At 64.1% G+C, this 16211-nt stretch carries 15 protein-coding genes; 9 read left to right on the forward strand and 6 right to left on the reverse strand.

Annotation, left to right across the window (positions count from 1 at the left end; genetic code table 11):
• The coding region (locus tag ACFWYE_RS30735) for a transaldolase family protein (protein WP_379115780.1) at window positions 1–261 on the forward strand (261 nt) is incomplete at its 5' end.
• Window positions 262–263: 2 nt separating this feature from the next.
• Complete coding sequence (locus ACFWYE_RS30740) at window positions 264–890, forward strand: nucleoside/nucleotide kinase family protein (protein WP_379063700.1); 627 nt, start codon at window positions 264–266, stop codon at window positions 888–890.
• Window positions 891–922: 32 nt separating this feature from the next.
• Here the strand turns inward: ACFWYE_RS30740 and ACFWYE_RS30745 are convergent, their stop codons facing one another.
• Together ACFWYE_RS30745 and mprF are read right to left on the reverse strand one after the other, a co-directional pair.
• On the reverse strand, window positions 923–2251 hold the full coding sequence (locus ACFWYE_RS30745; protein WP_379115781.1) for an AcvB/VirJ family lysyl-phosphatidylglycerol hydrolase: 1329 nt from the start codon (window positions 2249–2251) through the stop codon (window positions 923–925).
• Window positions 2248–4866: a bifunctional lysylphosphatidylglycerol flippase/synthetase MprF gene (gene mprF, locus ACFWYE_RS30750; RefSeq protein ID WP_379115782.1), complete on the reverse strand. Its 2619-nt coding sequence runs from the start codon at window positions 4864–4866 to the stop codon at window positions 2248–2250. Before mprF ends, ACFWYE_RS30745 begins: the two co-directional genes overlap by 4 nt.
• Before the next feature lie 380 nt (window positions 4867–5246).
• Here mprF and ACFWYE_RS30755 point away from each other — a divergent pair, with 380 nt between their 5' ends.
• Genes ACFWYE_RS30755 through ACFWYE_RS30765 form a run of 3 tightly spaced genes read left to right on the forward strand, consistent with a single transcriptional unit; the run spans window position 5247 to window position 10452 of the window.
• Window positions 5247–9320, forward strand: coding sequence for a Pls/PosA family non-ribosomal peptide synthetase (locus ACFWYE_RS30755; protein ID WP_379115783.1), 4074 nt, complete (start codon window positions 5247–5249; stop codon window positions 9318–9320).
• Window positions 9320–9778, forward strand: coding sequence for a GNAT family N-acetyltransferase (locus ACFWYE_RS30760; RefSeq protein WP_379115784.1), 459 nt, complete (start codon window positions 9320–9322; stop codon window positions 9776–9778). Before ACFWYE_RS30755 ends, ACFWYE_RS30760 begins: the two co-directional genes overlap by 1 nt.
• A gap of 17 nt (window positions 9779–9795) precedes the next feature.
• Window positions 9796–10452 carry a 4'-phosphopantetheinyl transferase gene (locus ACFWYE_RS30765; RefSeq protein ID WP_379115785.1) on the forward strand — a complete coding sequence of 219 codons (657 nt, stop codon included), beginning with the start codon at window positions 9796–9798 and terminating at the stop codon, window positions 10450–10452.
• A gap of 278 nt (window positions 10453–10730) precedes the next feature.
• Here ACFWYE_RS30765 and ACFWYE_RS30770 read toward each other — a convergent pair whose 3' ends face one another.
• The gene (locus tag ACFWYE_RS30770; RefSeq protein ID WP_379115786.1) at window positions 10731–10913 is read right to left on the reverse strand and encodes a hypothetical protein; all 183 of its coding nucleotides are present in this window, start codon (window positions 10911–10913) and stop codon (window positions 10731–10733) included.
• Between the two features lie 107 nt (window positions 10914–11020).
• Complete coding sequence (locus ACFWYE_RS30775) at window positions 11021–11443, reverse strand: VOC family protein (RefSeq protein ID WP_379115787.1); 423 nt, start codon at window positions 11441–11443, stop codon at window positions 11021–11023.
• Between the two features lie 146 nt (window positions 11444–11589).
• On the opposite strand from ACFWYE_RS30775, the gene ACFWYE_RS30780 reads away from it, so the two are divergent.
• Window positions 11590–11799 (forward strand): hypothetical protein, encoded by a 210-nt coding sequence (locus tag ACFWYE_RS30780; protein ID WP_379115788.1) that lies wholly within the window; start codon window positions 11590–11592, stop codon window positions 11797–11799.
• Between the two features lie 30 nt (window positions 11800–11829).
• On the opposite strand, the gene ACFWYE_RS30785 is transcribed toward ACFWYE_RS30780, so the two are convergent.
• Window positions 11830–13437: an EAL domain-containing protein gene (locus ACFWYE_RS30785; RefSeq protein WP_379115789.1), complete on the reverse strand. Its 1608-nt coding sequence runs from the start codon at window positions 13435–13437 to the stop codon at window positions 11830–11832.
• 283 nt (window positions 13438–13720) lie between these two features.
• Between ACFWYE_RS30785 and ACFWYE_RS30790 the strand changes: the two genes are divergently transcribed.
• The 3 genes from ACFWYE_RS30790 (at window position 13721) to ACFWYE_RS30800 (ending at window position 15647) form a co-directional block, all read left to right on the forward strand.
• Window positions 13721–14137, forward strand: coding sequence for a DoxX family protein (locus tag ACFWYE_RS30790; protein WP_379115790.1), 417 nt, complete (start codon window positions 13721–13723; stop codon window positions 14135–14137).
• 134 nt (window positions 14138–14271) lie between these two features.
• The gene (locus tag ACFWYE_RS30795; protein WP_379115791.1) at window positions 14272–15042 is read left to right on the forward strand and encodes a mechanosensitive ion channel family protein; all 771 of its coding nucleotides are present in this window, start codon (window positions 14272–14274) and stop codon (window positions 15040–15042) included.
• Window positions 15043–15125: 83 nt separating this feature from the next.
• Complete coding sequence (locus ACFWYE_RS30800) at window positions 15126–15647, forward strand: DUF982 domain-containing protein (RefSeq protein WP_379115792.1); 522 nt, start codon at window positions 15126–15128, stop codon at window positions 15645–15647.
• Window positions 15648–15701: 54 nt separating this feature from the next.
• Here the strand turns inward: ACFWYE_RS30800 and trpA are convergent.
• Window positions 15702–16211: tryptophan synthase subunit alpha (gene trpA / locus ACFWYE_RS30805; protein ID WP_379115793.1), on the reverse strand; the 510-nt coding region annotated here is incomplete at its 5' end.

The raw sequence follows: 16211 nt of genomic DNA on the forward strand, positions 1-16211 counted from the left end.
CGTCTCGACGACATGGGCTTCGACGGCATGGAAGTGATCGCCGAGATCCGCCAGGTCTATGACAATTACGGCTTCGACACCGAGATCCTGGCCGCTTCGATCCGCACGCCGGACCATGTCAAGCGCGCCGCGCTGATCGGCGCCGACGTTGCCACCATCCCGCCGGCCACGCTCAAGGCCCTGGTCAAGCATCCGCTCACCGACAAGGGGCTCGAGCAGTTCCTCGCCGACTGGGCCAAGACCGGCCAGAAGATCGGCTGAGCATGTCGAGCGTAGAGGAACTTGCGGCGGCAATCGTCGACCGTGCGCAGCACTCCAGGCGATACCTGACGGCTCTGGCGGGACCACCCGGCTCCGGAAAATCCACCTTGTCGGAAGCGCTGGCGGCAGCGCTGCCGCCGGATGAAACCGTCATCGTGCAGGCCGATGGCTTCCACTTCGACAACGCCCTGCTCGACCGGTTGGGCCGCAGGGAGCACAAGGGCGCTCCCGACACGTTCGACTGTCGTGGCATCGAAATCCTGCTGCGACGGATCAGGGGCATCGAGCCCGACGTGGTTGCCCCGGTGTTCGACCGTGCGCTCGATGTCGCGAGGGCCGGCGCGATCATGATCGGCCAGAACGTCAGATACGTGCTTGTCGAGGGCAATTATCTCGCCCTCCATTCAGGGCCGTGGTCGATGCTCAGGCAGCATTTCGACTGCACCATCTTCATCGACGTGCCACGCCGGGAATTGCAGCGCCGCCTGATGAGCCGGTGGCTCGACCTGGGCTTCTCGGCCGATGTCGCGCGCCGGAAGGTCGAAGGCAACGATCTGCGCAATGCCGATCTTGTGCTGAGCCAGAGCCGGGATCGGGATCTGACCTGGCGGCCTTGCGATCCGTCATGATGCCGCCGCGCGCATGCCTCGGAGGATGATGCTCAGAGCTTGTCGAGGAACCGCTTTGCTATGTCGGTGTATTCGCCGTCGAAATGATGGCCGCCATCCGTCTCGATCTTGGTGATGTCCTTGACAGCCGGGTCCTCGCAGCCGCCCTCGTCGTCGTCCTTGCCGTAGATGCAGAGCACCTTGTCCTTCGGCAGGGCGGCGATCGCGGGCGGCACCGGATAGCCGCTGTCGTCGATGCCGAGCCAGCCGCTGATGGTGACCTGCATCGAGGTGGAAAGGCTTGGCGCCATCAGCCCGAGGACCTTCGTCCGGTCCTGCAACTCCTTCGACAGCAGCGGATAGGCGAAGGGGATGGTGTCCGCGCCGAAGGAATAGCCGATCAGCATCACCGGCAGCTTCGCCTGCGGGTCCGCGCCCTTGATCAGCGTGGTGATGTCGGCGGCGAGTTCCTGCGGCGTGCGCTTGGACCAGAAATAATGCAGCGCGTCGAGCCCGACGACATGGACCGCTTGCGTCGACAGCCATTCGCCCATGGTCTTGTCGATGTCGCGCCAGCCGCCGTCACCCGAAATGAAGATGGCGACCGCCTTGGGCGGCGTCGTCGACGGCAGGTCGACGGCGGGCAGCTTGCCGAATGGCGAGATCGCATCGACCAGCGAGGAAACGGTGCCGACCATCTGAGTGGTGGCGTTGTCGACGTCGAGCGCCTCCACCGTGATGTTCGGCTGCTGGGCGGCCTGCGTGCGGATCGTGTCGAGCGTATCGGCGGCGACGAACAGGGTCGCAGCCTCCGGCATCGGCTTGTCGAAAGCATAGCTGTAGGCCTTGCCGTCGGCGGTCTTGCTCGCCGTCGAGCCGGGGCAGAACGGCAGGCGCAGCGTCAGCCGGTCGGCAAAGCCTGAAGCGACCGCTCCGCCCAGCGTGTTGGCCGGTGCATCGGCCAGCGCCGCATAGGCGAATGTGGCGCCTTCGCCGGTGCCGGCGACGATCGGCGGCAGATAGGTCTGGATGTTGAGCTGGCGCTGCGCGGTCTGGGCAAGGTCGGTGATCTCGCCGACGACATAGAGGCAGACGCCGTCGGCCTTGTCGAGTTCCGTGGCATAGGCGGCAAGATCGACGCCGAGCACGACGTTGCCGTCTTCGCTGAGCGCTGCCGTCATGGTGTCGTCATTCGCGGTCCATCCCGCGCGGTCGGAGAAGTAGACCACCATCGCCTTGGCGTCGCCTTTCGCGGGCAGCAGGCGCACGTTCTGCAGCCGCTCGACCGAAAGGGACGATGCCGCCGTATTGGATTGCGCGTTGGCGAAGCCGGTGCCGCAGAGAAAAATCAGCAGGGCGAGGAGGGAGGCGAGGATTTTCATCGTTTGAAGATTCGGATCGGGTTCCCTGAAATCAAGGTTGTAATATCGAGCAGGATCTGCGGCATGGCGAGTCCCCCGGGACAGGCCAGATATTGCGGCGTCCACACCGGGTCGAATTTCTGCTTGAAGGCGCGCAGGCCCTCGAAATTGTAGATTTCGTCGCCACGCTTGTAGATGAAGGTGCCGATCCGGTTCCAGGTCGAGGCAAGCGGGTGATCGGCAAGCCCCGACAGCGGCGCTGCCCCCAGGTTGAACCATTTGTAGCCTTCCGCCTTGCCGAGCAGCAGGATGTGCGCGAACAGCGCATCCATCATGATCTTGGAGACGCCGCGCCTGTAGCGCATCAGGTCGACCGACAGCTCCTCGCCATCGCCGCTGCGCCACAGATTGGCGAAGGCGACGATGTCGTCGCCCTTGCGCAGCACGGCGCAGTCGAATTCAAGCATGTAGTCGTCGTCGAAATAGCCGAGCGAGAAACCCTTTTCGCTGCCATGCTTCTTGCCCATCCATTCGTCGGAGACCGCGCGCAGTTCGGGCAGGACGCTGGCGACGTCCGCTTTCGGGATGACGGAGAAGGTGAGTCCTTCGCGCGCTGACTTTCCATAGGCATAACGCAGCGGCTGCCGCACGGCTCCCTCGAGCGAAAAGTCGGTCAGGCCGACGCGGGCCACTTCGCCGATCTTCAGGATGGCCAGGCTCATGTCGAGATAATGGGTCAGGAATTCCGGCTGGATGGAATAGAACACGGCACGCGCGCCGGCCTGGTCGGCGGCTTCGGCGAAACGCCAGATCAGCGTCCTGCCGGCCTGCGGGTCGCCGACAGGATCGCCCATGGTGACCCAACTGCTGCCGGAGCGCGCATACATCAGGAAAGCTTTCTCGCAGGGCGAGATCATGAAGGATTTGTCGCCGAGCAAGGCCACGCAAGGCTCCGTGCCGGACGAGGTCGTAAGGATGCGCCGCACGGCATCCGGCACCGGCGTCAGCACCGGACCCTTCAGCCGGGCCGGGCGGTTGATGACCATGTCGATGGCGAGCGCGGCGGCGACGATGGCGACGGCCATGCTGGCGCGCAGGAAGCGCGGCGCGTCGCCGTCCCAGGCGAATTCCCACCACAGCGTCGATTGATATTCGACATGCCGGTAGGCCAGCAATCCGACGATGACGCTGGCGGTCATGACAATCGCCGAAAGGCCGATCCAGGTGGCGTCCAGCCGGAACGAGCGCCAGTCGCCCTTGCGGTAGAAGGCGTCCTTGTAGATGAACAGCGAGGCGGCGACGGCGGTCAGCACGATCGCTTCCTCCCAGTCCAGCCCCTTCAGCATGGAGAAGGCGGCACCGGTCAGAAGCAGGACGATCGCCGCGAAGCGCGCCAGCGCGATGCGGCGATAGAGACCACGGGCGATGATGATGAGCAGCAGCCCGGTGACGCTGCCGAGAAGATGCGAGGCCTCGACGAAAGGCAGGGGCAGGATATCGCTCAGCCAGTCGGTGCGGACGCCGCTGGCTGGAACCGAACCGGACAGAAGCAGTACCAGTCCACCGGCAAAGACCAGCGTGGCGCTGATCGGCGGCACGATATGCCGGGTCAGCGCGACCGTTCGGCCCGCCACGGTCGAGACCGCGCTGCGCACGCGGTAGACCTCGAAGACGAGCAGGGCCAGCGCCGCCAGCGCCAGCGGGAACAGATAATAGACGACACGGAAGACGACCAGCGCGGCAATGACGTCGGGCCGTGTACCGGCGCCGAGGCCGAACAGGATCGTCGCTTCGAGCACGCCGAGGCCGCCGGGCGCATGGCTGATCACCGTGGCGATGATCGCAACCGCGAACAGGGCGAGGAACACAGTGAACGGCGGTGCGACGTCGGCCGGCAGAAGCACGTAGAGCGCTGCCGCCGCTGCCCCGATATCCACCGCGCCGATCAGGATCTGCACCGCTGCGCTGCGTGCCGAAGGGAACGGGAATGTCCATCCCAGCACCGAGACCTGCCGCTTGCCTTGCGACAGCCACAACAACACCAGCACGATGCCGGCGAGCATGGCTCCGCCGATGATGCGGTCGTCGACGGGTGAAATCAGGCTGAGTGCCGGTACGCCGGCCGGGTCGAACAGCATCGCCATGCCGACGACGGTGAGCAGGCCGCCCCAGAAAGTCAGGAAGGAGACGCCGACGATCCTGCCGACGTCGGCGGCATCCAGGCCGACCGACTGGTAGATGCGATAGCGGACCGGACCGCCCACGAAAACGTGGAAGCCGATCGCATTGGAAAAGCTGTAGCCGACAAATCCGGCGAACAGGGCGAGCGGCACCGGCACTTTCTCCGGCGCCACGTGCCTTATGGCCATGACGTCGTACAAGGCCATTGCCATCAGGCTGACAAGCGTGAAGGCCAGTGCCGGCGCCACCGTCGACAGGGATGTGGCGGCGATGGCGTCGATTGTATGGTTTACACGGATCTTGCCGCCGATCTCGCGGATGAACAGGAACGCGATGGCAACGGCGACCGCGCCGACGATCGGCCCGAGCACGCGCGGTTCCACGATGCGGTCGATGACCCGTGAAAGACGGCTGCCGAGATTCTGCTCTTCGACCTGAGCTTCGGCATCATTCATGATGTTTGTTGCAACCCCTGAGCCGCAAAGTGACACACGGTTTTGTGATCAGAACCCGCGACAGAACAATGACCAAGTTGACGAAGCCTGTGCGAAGCCACTCTGAATCTGCTCAGCGCGGCAAAGCCCGCAGTCGTTTAAACCAAATTGTGGCAAGGGCATGAATGCGTTCCGCAGCTCTTGCCCCATGAGTCTTCACGCCTCGGCCGATTATGGCATAGATTTGCCTTTATTCGGCACCAGAGGGCGCTGCCGGCCGCAATCCACAGGCAGAATTGCCTTCGGTTCCGGGTGTCATAGTTGTAATGGCAACAACCGGCTAAGGCATTTTTCCGAGCGCGATCCCGCGTGAACCTCAGGCCCGAAACGTCGATATCCAAATGTCCAGTGAAGCAGTCAAGGCACCTCGCAAACCTCGCACAGCCAGGAAGGCCGAGGCTCCGGAAGGGCCGCCGCCGGCCAGGCAGCTGCTGATCGGTCCGGATTTCGTCCGCAAGGGCAAGCCGGATGAGCGGCTCGACCAGTTTTTCGCCGAACTCGCCGGCCGGTTCGACAGCGCGCCTGCGGTGATCTCCGACGGCCGGGTCTGGTCCTATCGCGAGATGGACAACCGCGCCAACCAGTTCGCCCATCTGCTGATCGAACGCGGCATCAGGCCGGGAGACCGGGTCGGGCTGCTGCTGGACCGGTCCGCCGAGACCTATGTCGCCATCCTGGCGGTGCTGAAGGCCGGTGCCGCCTTCGTGCCGCTGGCCACCGCCTTCCCGGTGGAGCGCATGGCGATGATCATCGAGGACGCCTCGGTGTCGCTGGTCATCAGCGTCTCGGCCTATGCGGCGCGCGTCGAAAAACTGCCGGTTCCGCACATCTCCATCGATTCCGCCGCCTCTGAGATCGCGCTGAAGCCTGAAACGCTACCCTCGCGGGTGCCTTCGCGGCAGGGCGTTCAGGATCACACCTGCTACATCCTCTACACCTCCGGTACCACCGGCAAGCCGAAGGGCGTGGTCGTCACCCATCAGAGCTTCTGCAACTTCATCCGCGTCGCCGCGGCTTCCTATGGCTACAAGCCCAGCGACCGCATCTACCAGGGCATGACGATTGCTTTCGACTTCTCGTCGGAAGAGATCTGGGTGGCGTTTGCCGCCGGCGCCACGGTGGTTCCGGCACCAGGCCAGCAGCCGCTCGTCGGCGAGGAACTCGCCGACTTCCTGCGCCTCCATCACATCACCTGCATGGCCTGCAGCCCGACACTGCTGTCGTCGGTCGAAAGCGATGTGCCGAGCCTGCGCGCCATCCTGGTCGGCGGCGAGGCCTGTTCGCAGAAGCTGGTGAACCGCTGGGCAGCACCCGGCCGACAGATCCTCAACACCTATGGCCCGACCGAGGCGACCGTCACTGCCACCATGGCCTATCTCAAGCCGGATGAGCCGGTGACCATCGGCGTGCCGCTGCCGACCTATTCCATCGCCATCCTCGACCCGGAAAAACCGCGTCTGCTCACCGGCGACGAACTGGGCGAGATCTGCATCGGCGGCATGGGCGTCGCCGTCGGCTATCTCAACCGGCCGGAACTGACCGAGCAGAAGTTCATCGAGGATTTCATCGGCCTGCCCAACAATCCGAGCGGGCGCATCTACCGCACCGGCGATCTCGGCCGCATCAACGACAAGGGCGAGATCGAATATCGCGGCCGCATCGACACCCAGGTCAAGATCCGCGGCTACCGCATCGAACTGGGCGAGATCGAGGCCGTTCTGCTCGACCAGCCCGGCATCGGCCAGGCGGCGGTGACCACATGGGAGATCGAGCCGGAGCGCACCGAGCTCGTCGCCTATTTCGCGCCCAAGAGCGATGTCGTCGAGATCGACCGCACGTTGCTGGCGCAGGAGCTGAAGCGGCGTCTGCCCGACTATATGGTGCCGGCCTATCTGGAGCGCCTTGACGCGATCCCGATGACGGTCTCCAACAAGGCCGACCTGCGCAAGCTGCCGAAGCCGACCAGCGTTCGCGTCACCGCCGGCAATGCGATGGTCGACTACCGCAACGACGACGAGAAGTTCCTCGCCGAGACGCTGGCCGATGTCCTGAAGTTCGAAGGGGTCTCGATCGAGGATCATTTCTTCGACGATCTCGGCGCCAACTCCCTGCTCATGGCCCGGTTCTGTGCCCGCGTCCGTGGCAGGCCGGACTGGTCGACCGCCTCGATGCGCGACATCTACCTGCATCCGACGGTCGCCAAGCTGGCGGATCACCTGCGCGCGCCGGCGGAAGTGGCGGTCGCGGCCAACGAGCCGATGCTCACCCACAAGGCGACCAACCTGCAGTACTGGGGCACCGGCTTCCTGCAGCTCGCGTTCTATGCCGCCTACAGCTACCTGTCGCTGTGGGCCTTCAACGACGGCCTCGACTGGGTCTATGACGCGCTCGACGATCCGGTCACGCTTTACATGCGCTGCGTGATCCTGTCGGCGGGCATGTTCTTTGGCCTGACCGGCGCGGCCGTCGTGCTCAAATGGGTGCTGGTCGGCCGCTGGAAGGCGGAAACCTTCCCGATCTGGGGCTGGCGCTACTACCGCTTCTGGGTCGTCAAGACGCTGATCCGCACCGCGCCGGTGGTGCTGTTCCGCGGCAGCCCGCTCTACAGCCTGTATCTGCGCCTGCTCGGCGCGCGCCTTGGTGACCGCACCGTGATCGAGTGCCGTTCCGTGCCGGTCTGCACCGACCTGATCACCATCGGCGACAACACCATCCTGCGCAAGGAATCCAGCGTGCTGGGCTTCCGCGCCCAGGCCGGCTACATCCATACGGGGCCGGTTCATATCGGCGACAACGCCTTTGTCGGCGTCGGCTCCACGCTCGACATCGACACCCGCATGGAATCCGGTTCCCAGCTCGGCCATGCCTCGTCGCTGCATCGCGGCCAGGCGATCCCGGCCGGTGAACATTGGCACGGCTCGCCGGCCATCCCGACCACCGCCGACTATTCGCCGATTTCCAACGTGCCGATCTCCAGTGCGCGCCGGGTCATCTACGAGCTGATCCAGCTCGTTATCCTGTTCACCATCGTCACGCCGTTCCCGCTGCTGTTCCACACCTTCTGGGAAAACGTCAGCGACGACTATCAGGAGACCATCGGTATCGTTGCCATCGGCACCACGGTCACGGTCGCCGGTTTCATCGTCGGCGGCGTGCTGCTGGCGGCCATCCTGCCACGCCTGTTCAACCTGTTCCTGAAGCCGGGACGCAACTATTCGCTCTACGGCTTCCATTACTGGCTGCAGTCGATGCTGGAGATGGTCAGCAATGTGCGCCTGCTCAACACGCTGTTCGGCGATTCATCGGCGATCGTCTATTATCTGCGCGCCATCGGCTGGAAGCTGAACAAGGTCGAGCAGACCGGCTCCAACTTCGGCACCAACCAGCGCCATGAAAACCCGCAGTTGAGCGAGATCGGCTCGGAGACCATGGTGTCCGACGGCCTGTTCATGATCAACATGCAGAAGTCGGCCAACTCGTTCCGCCTCGAACATACAAAGGTGGGCGATCGCAACTTCTTCGGCAACAACATCATCTACTCGCCGGATTCGCGCACCGGCTACAACGTGCTGCTCGGCACCAAGGTGCATGTGCCTGTCGACGGTCCGGTCCGCGAGAATGTCGGCCTGCTCGGCTCGCCGCCCTTCGAGATCCCGCGCATCGTCAACCGCGACAAGGAACTGCTCGGGCTGATCTCCGACGAGGAACGCAAGCGCCGCCTGCCGCTCAAGAACCTGCACAACGGCATATCGGCACTGCTGTTCGTGTTCTCGCAATGGCTGATCCTGTTCCTGACGCTGGCCATCTGGGACCGGGCGCTGAACTACTACACCGAATGGGGCCAGACGGCGCTGTTCGTGGCGGTGTTCCTCACCTCGGCGATCGCCATCCCGTTCTACATCTTCCTGGAGCGCATCAGCCTCGGCTTCCGGCGCCTGAAGCCGCGCATGGCGACGATCTACGATCCGATCTTCTGGCGCCATGAACGCCATTGGAAGCTGTCGGATTCGCCTATCATGCGCCTGTTCGCCGGTACGCCTTTCAAGCCGCTCATCATGCGCGCGGTCGGCGTCAAGGTCGGCAAGCGGCTTTATGACGGCGGCTCCATCATCACCGAGCGCTCGCTGGTCGAGATCGGCGACGACGTCACGCTCAACGAAAGCTGCGTGATCCAGGCGCACTCGCTGGAGGAAGGCGCCTTCAAGTCCGACTACATCCGCATCGGCAACGGCTGCACGCTGGCGCCGGCCGCCTTCGTGCACTACGCCGTGGTGATGGGCGAAGGCTCGGTCGCCGACGTCGACTGCTTCGTCATGAAGGGCGAGGTGCTGGAACCCAACACCGTCTGGCGCGGCAACCCGGCCAAGCTGCACGGCATCGTCACGCCGATCGTCGAGCAGAAGGTCCGCGCCTGATGGGCACGGGCAAGGCGTCTTCGGTGGTGCTGGAGCCGGTCACCGACCGGAACCGCCGGGCGATCCTTGCCCTCGAACTGCTGCCCGGCCAGCACGACTTCGTCGCTTCAAACGCCGACTCGCTGGAGGAGGCCGGCGAGGACAGCGATGCGGTTCCGCGCGCGGTCGTGGCCGATGGCCGTGTCGTCGGCTTCCTGATGTACGATGCTTCCAACGACGACGAGGCAAACATCTATCGCTTCATGATCGATCGCCGCGAGCAGGGAAGGGGTCTCGGCCGCGCCGGCATCGCGGCGGCGCTCAGCGAAATCGCAGGCCTGGCGCATGTGCGCAAGGTCTCGATCTGCTACGAGCCTGCCAACACAGCGGCGCGGCGACTCTACGCGTCGTTCGGCTTCGTCGAGCAGGGACTGGACGAGGATGGCGAAATGATCGCCGAGCTCGACCTTCGCCGCTAGGCCGTGAGCGCGGCATCATGATTGCCGGACCGGTTTCTCAGCACCAGGCCAGCACATTGGAACAGGCGCTGGCGATGCTCGCGCCACCCGGCCTGCTTGTCGGCTGCCGCCGCATCGAGATGGGCGACGCAAGCCATATCCTGCCTGCTGAAAGCGCAACGATCCTGTCCAGGGCGACGGCCGCGCGCGATGCCAGCGGTGCCGGCCGATTGCTGGCCCGCCGGCTGCTGCGGCAACTGGGACATCCCGGCGTTGCGATTGCGCGCGGCAAGACAGGCGAGCCGGTCTGGCCGGCCGGCGTGGTCGGGTCTATCGCCCATGATGCCGACTTCGCGATGGCCGTTGCCGCGCGCAGCCAAACCATGCGCGCTGTCGGCGTCGACATCGAGCCAACGCTGCCCTTGCCGCCGGAGCTCGAGCCTGTTGTCCTGAACCCGCGCGACCGGCTGGACGGGTGCGATGCGGCCATCGCCGGCAAGATCGCTTTCGCGGCCAAGGAAGCAGCCTACAAGGCGAGTTTCCCGCTTGATGGCAGGGTACTCGGCTTCGAGGACATAGCGGTTGATCTTGCGGCGGGCGTGGTTGCCCTTGCAAACGGCCGGCGTATCGAGATGCGGGTTTCGATCTCGTCGCATATCCTGGCCCTGGCATTCGTGCCGGCTGGTTTCAGCTGAAGGCCGGGCCATGCGGCGCCAAACCGGCCCGATACGGAATGAGGGACAACGCACCGGGCCGGCGGGGGTATGCCGACAGGGAAGATCATCGGCTCTTTCGAAACTTGTGACGTCGGCAGTCCGTTCCAAAATTCGTGTCGCCTAGAGCGTTTCCGTTTTTCACGGAAACGCGGAACCGCTCTAAGTTTTTGTTTTCGTCGCATTTTTGTAACGCCAAGTGATTCCACTTGGCTACAAAATGCTCTGGCGTAGCCCCGGGCAGGCCGATCTTCGGCCTCTTACGGCTGGTTGGCGATTTCGCCCCGCCTGTCGACAGGGACATCGCGCTTCAGCAGCTCGCCCAGCACATGCGCCGATTCCCGCAGCAACCAGTCGACGTCGGTCGGCTTCAGCTTGTCCTGATGGTCGATCGCATCCATCAAGGTGACAAGCAGTTCGACGCCCTTTTGATGTAGTTGCATGCCGGCCCTCGATTGCCTGATATTCTCCGCGGCCGGACCAGAACAGCTTTCCACGATTCTAACAAGCGCCCATGGGATGTGCCCGGATTGCGCGGCCGGTCCGTTGGCTATGCCTGCTTCTCCACGACGCAGAACGTGTTTCCGTCAGGATCGGCAAGCACGACATAGTCCGCGCCTTCCGGATAGCGCCAGTCCACCCGCCGCGCGCCAAGCGACAGCAGCCGCTCGACCTCGGCTTCCTGGTCGGATGCATAGAGATCGAGATGATGGCGCTGGTGCGTGGCGGCATCGGAGGAGACGACGGTGATCGCCATCTGCTGTCCCGGTCCTTCGGCCGGCACAAGGATGGCCCAGTCCGGCGACGGCTCCCGCAACGGCTTGTAGTTCAGCGCGGCGCACCAGAATGCGATGGCGCGCGGCACATCGCGCACGCCCCAGACGATGGAACCGATCCTGAGCATGGCTTCCTCCTCGACAATCTCCACCATAGCCGGACAGGCAGCGCCCGTGGCTACGGCTGGCAGTTGCATGGTTTGAGCCAGCCGGCGCAGTCTTCAGCTGTCCGCCGAGCTTTCGAACGCTTCCGGGTTGCGGAAACGGTGGTCAGGTCCCACAAATTGCACATTTGGATGACATGCCGGCTCGTTCGCTGAAGTCCGTTTGCGAGGTATAAGACGTGCCTATCAGACAAAAGCTTGAAGATGCCGCGGTGCTGTTGCCCGACGAGGTCGACCTGCTCATGAAGGTCTATGCCGCGACGGCTGTCGATGGCGAGACCGCCGACGACAGGGAAAAGCGCGCCTCGCGCATCATCGCCAACTACCAGCTCGGCATTCGCGACGAGAAGGAGTTGATCGAGCTCTCGCGCCGGCCGCTGGGCCGCTAGCGTCCTGGTATCTCGCCGCAATGGCAGCGATCAGCTGGCGCCGCCTGCAGAATGCCTGCCCTCGGGACGCTGGATGACCGCCGGCGCCGATCCCTTCGCCTGCTGGCGGTTCCGGTAGTATTCGATGAATTCGGCTCTGGGCAGAGGCCTGGAGAACAGCCAGCCCTGCGCATAGTGCACGCCGCGCTGCGACAGGTAGTCGGCCTGCTCCTGCCGCTCGACACCCTCCGCAACGATGAACAGGTCCAGCGTTTTCGCGATGTCGATGATGTGGGGCGTGATCGCGCTGGTGGCGGCGTCGGTGCCGATGATGTCGACGAAGGACTTGTCGATCTTCAGCGCATCGAGCGGCAGGTCCTGCAGATATTGCAGGCTCGAATAGCCGGTGCCGAAGTCGTCGATGGCGACCGAGTGGCCCGACTGTCTCGCCTTTTCCAGCGTGGTGCGGGCCTGTGCCGCGTTCATGAAGCCGCGTTCCGTCGCTTCCAGCCAGAGTTGCTGCGGATGAACGTCATTGGCGTCCAGCAGCCTGGCCATGAAAGGCAGCACGCGGCCGGAGCGGATGTCGTCGGCGGCAAGGTTGATGGCGATGTGCAATGAGCGATCGGCGGCGAGGATGTCTTTCAGTTCGGTCACCGCCATCTCGATGACCTGCTGCGTGATGGCCTCGATCAGCCCGTTCTCTTCGGCCAGCGGAATGAAGATATCCGGCCGGACGGTTTCGCCATTGCTGCGCCGCCAGCGCACCAATGTCTCGGCGCCGACGCATATGCCGCTCTTCAGTTCGATGATCGGCTGGTAGTGGACGATGAACTCGCGGCGTCGGATCGCCGTCGTCAGCTCGCCGAGCAGGGACAGGCGTCGCCGTGACAGCCACACGACGAGGCCGACCATCAGCAGCGACGTGGCGGCACCCGCTGGCAGGAGCCGCTTCAGATCGTCGCCGAGGTCGCGAAAGACGTCGACCTTCGGCGCGGTAGCGACAACGGTCCAGTCCCGATCCTGCGCGGTGTCATGCAGGAACGGGCCGGTTGGCGTCGTGCCGGCAGCCAGCTTGCGGACCAGTTGCTGGTCCGGGTCGTGCAGGGTGCCGACCACCTCTGTCGTGCCGGCCAGGACGGCGAGTTTCGTATCCTTGCCTGCCGGGATGTCGATGAAGCGCGCGGGGTTGGTCAGTGCGACATAGGCGCCGGCGTGGAAGCCCATCTGAGGGGTACCGCCGCTTATGGCGGGGCGAAGGCTGGCCGTCACGCCGATGCCGTTGCTCATGGTGATGTCGACGGGTGAGCGGGCCACAGAAATTGCCGGCTTCCCCCATGAACTGCACTGAAGCGTGCCGTTGTCGAAATAGCCGACGTCCTCGACGGAACGCGTGTTGACGACGATCCGGCGCAAGGCCTCGACATGCGCTGGCGAACAGGCGGGTTCCGTCAGCTGTTTCGCCTGCTCCAGGGCATCGGTGGCGTCCGCGAACGTCGCCTGGGTGCGCGCCAGCGCGTAGCCGGCGAGATCGGAAAGCTGCGTCAGCCGGCGGGTCTCGACGATCCTCCACGACATGTAGAACGTCGCCAGGATCGGCAGCCCGCCCGCCAGGATGGCGAGGCAGCTGGCAATGGTGATGATGCGGGACCGGCCCAATGCGGCTCCTCTAAAGGCGCTGGCATTCGCTTGTCGCGTGCTCCGGCTGCGGAACGCCGATCCGCCTTCTGTACATCAGCATTCTTGAATGAAAGGTATCCAGGGCGGGGGCCGCTGACGAGCTGATCCCGCGCGGGCGTGTTCCCAGCCTCGAACGCACCGTCTCGCCTGCGGGATATCGCCTCACTCCCCGTTCAAGACAAATTGTCTGGCCGGCGAGGGGAATAATCGTGCGGCTTTCGGTGTCTCCTCATACACAGGGCGTGGAGACCAGGGCCGGTCGATGGATGGAAGCCACATGGACGAGATGGACGACTTCACGCTGCTGATCGGGCGCTGCCTGCTCGCCTTCCTGTTCCTGGTTTCCGGCCTGCAGAAATTCTGGAACATCCCCGATCTGGCCACCTATCTCGACGGTCTCGGCCTGCCAGCGCCAACCACACTGACCTGGCTGATGGCGCTGTGCGAAATCATCGGCGGTCTGGCTTTGGTGATCGGTTTCCAGATCCGCGCGATCAGCATCCTGTTTGCCACCTGGTGTGTTGTCACCGCCGTCGTCGTCCACATCCACGAACCTTCCGTCCTGATGAAGAACCTGGCGCTTGCCGGTGGCTTCCTGGTTCTGGCCGGTTCCGGTCCGGGCGGAATTTCTTATTATGGAAACTGGCCCGAGCGGCACGTTCGGAGTACCAGTGCCTGAGGTCGAAGGGCCTCTTCGGTTGAAGCGATCCTTCCGGCGCAGCACACGGAGCGTTTTGGCATTGCTGCAACCCTATGCAACCTTCCCGGCAATTCTGCCCTTATCGGAAGGGGGCTCAGCCGAGGGAGTGTCTTGTGAATGATGACGTGATTCCTGGGGTCTCGACGGCCTGGCTCATCTCCAATCTCTGGTCCCTGCTTGTTGCACTCCTGGTGCTGGCCGCTGGCTGGTTCATCGCCAGGATCGTTTCCCGCTATGCCATGGTGCTACTGTCGCGCAGCGTCCAGCAGGACCAGACCATCGTGCCGATCGTCGGCCAGTCGATCCACTACGCCATCATGGCGGTGACGATCATCGTCGTGCTTGGCCAGTTTGGTGTGCAGACGGCGTCGATCCTGGCGGTGCTGGGTGCTGCAGGTCTGGCTGTCGCCCTGGCCCTGCAGGGCACCTTGTCGAACATCGCCGCCGGCATCATGCTGGTGTTCCTGCGCCCTTTCAACACCGGCGACTTCATCGATGCCGACGGCATTGTCGGCACGGTCGTCGAGGTCGGCCTGTTCTCCGCGCAGCTGAGGACGCGCGACGGCGTCTACATCTTCGTGCCGAACTCCAAGCTGTCGAACGCCAGGATCCTCAACTACACGCGCGAGCCTTCGCGGATGGTGGAGATCACCTTCAACGTCCCGCGCAACGCCGATCTCGACGTCGTCCGATCAAAGGTGTCGCCTGCGCTCGAAACCGAATTCTCGCCGCCCGGCACCAGGCCCGAAATCCTGGTCGAAACGCTCGGCGATACCAGCATCTCGATGACGGCCAGGGTGCCCGTGAGAAGCAGCGACTGGTGGATGGCACGCTCGGTGCTGCAGGAGAAGCTGAAGACGTCGCTGGATGCGTTGAATGGCTAGGCCGGGCCCCGGCCAGGCAATCATGCAACCTCGCCGCGCCGGCTGCGTTGACCTCTTATCGTCACAGCGTCGGGAGGACTCTCATGCAGAAAGGATGGTTCGACAAACCAATCCCTGTCATCGTCGGCACGGTGAGGACCGTTCATAGGGTTTCCAACGCCCGCGAAGCCGCGCATCTGCTCATCAACCGCTGGCCCCGGCAGGGAACCGCAACCCATGTCCACGCAAGAACGGTGTGCCTGGCTGTCCTGCATGGCGAGCAGCAGCCGAATGTTGCCCGCGAGGCTTTCGCCGAGGCGGCCCGGGAAGCCAAGATCCTCGCCGGGATCACCGTCGACATCAGCGACGCCATGGATGGCGGCTTGCCCTTCGACGTTCCGGTGCGGATCAGGACCGGGATATCAGGCGCTTCCTCCCGACTGGTGACGTCCGTCCAGGGCGCTGCTGATATACTCATCGACTGGCCGCAGTCGCGGCGCGGTGCCGCCTATCATGCGACGCGCGACATCGTCGAGGGTGCCATCGACGGCCAGACCACGCCGGCCGAGGCGCGGGAGGCCTTCGCCGCCCTTTCCGACGACGAGCGGATATTGCTGGAGGATTGATTAGGAGCCTGTCGGATTAGCGCTGAGGCAACCTCGTCCTGAGGGCAAGATCGCCTAAGCGGCGGCCGTGGCGCTGCGCAGTTGTGCGACAAACGCGCTGACATCTTCCACCGGCGTGCCACTTTGCGTGCCGCGTTCGATGGTGCTGACAATCGCCGTGCCCACCACCACGCCATCGGCAAAGCCTGCAAACGCCGCGACCTCGTCGACGGACGATATGCCGAAGCCGACGCAGACCGGCAGTTCGGTGTGCTGCTTGATGCGCTGTACTGCGGTCGCCACCTTGGTGCTGTTCGCCCGACCGGAGCCGGTGGTGCCGGTCATCGACACGTAGTAGACGAAACCGGAAGTGTTCTCGAGCACCTTGGGCAGGCGCCTGTCGTCGGTGGTCGGCGTGGCCAGGCGGATGAAGTTGATGCCGGCCTTCAGCGCCGGGATGCACAGTTCCTCATCCATCTCCGCCGACAGATCGACGATGATCAGCCCGTCTATGCCACTGGTCCTGGCCTCGGTCAGGAAGCGGTCGACGCCATAGACATAGATCGGGTTGTAATAGCCCATCAG

It is taken from the genome of Mesorhizobium sp. NPDC059025 (assembly GCF_042739655.1).
In the GTDB taxonomy this organism is placed as follows: domain Bacteria; phylum Pseudomonadota; class Alphaproteobacteria; order Rhizobiales; family Rhizobiaceae; genus Mesorhizobium.

Excerpts from the sequence above, each read along its gene's own strand:
- ACFWYE_RS30745 (WP_379115781.1), bottom strand. The coding sequence starts at position 2,251 with ATGAAAATCCTCGCCTCCCTCCTCGCCCTGCTGATTTTTCTCTGCGGC.
- ACFWYE_RS30775 (WP_379115787.1), bottom strand. The coding sequence starts at position 11,443 with ATGCAACTGCCAGCCGTAGCCACGGGCGCTGCCTGTCCGGCTATGGTG.
- ACFWYE_RS30755 (WP_379115783.1), top strand. The coding sequence starts at position 5,247 with ATGTCCAGTGAAGCAGTCAAGGCACCTCGCAAACCTCGCACAGCCAGG.
- ACFWYE_RS30790 (WP_379115790.1), top strand. The coding sequence starts at position 13,721 with ATGGATGGAAGCCACATGGACGAGATGGACGACTTCACGCTGCTGATC.
- ACFWYE_RS30770 (WP_379115786.1), bottom strand. The coding sequence starts at position 10,913 with ATGCAACTACATCAAAAGGGCGTCGAACTGCTTGTCACCTTGATGGAT.
- ACFWYE_RS30765 (WP_379115785.1), top strand. The coding sequence starts at position 9,796 with ATGATTGCCGGACCGGTTTCTCAGCACCAGGCCAGCACATTGGAACAG.
- ACFWYE_RS30800 (WP_379115792.1), top strand. The coding sequence starts at position 15,126 with ATGCAGAAAGGATGGTTCGACAAACCAATCCCTGTCATCGTCGGCACG.
- ACFWYE_RS30740 (WP_379063700.1), top strand. The coding sequence starts at position 264 with ATGTCGAGCGTAGAGGAACTTGCGGCGGCAATCGTCGACCGTGCGCAG.
- ACFWYE_RS30760 (WP_379115784.1), top strand. The coding sequence starts at position 9,320 with ATGGGCACGGGCAAGGCGTCTTCGGTGGTGCTGGAGCCGGTCACCGAC.
- mprF (WP_379115782.1), bottom strand. The coding sequence starts at position 4,866 with ATGAATGATGCCGAAGCTCAGGTCGAAGAGCAGAATCTCGGCAGCCGT.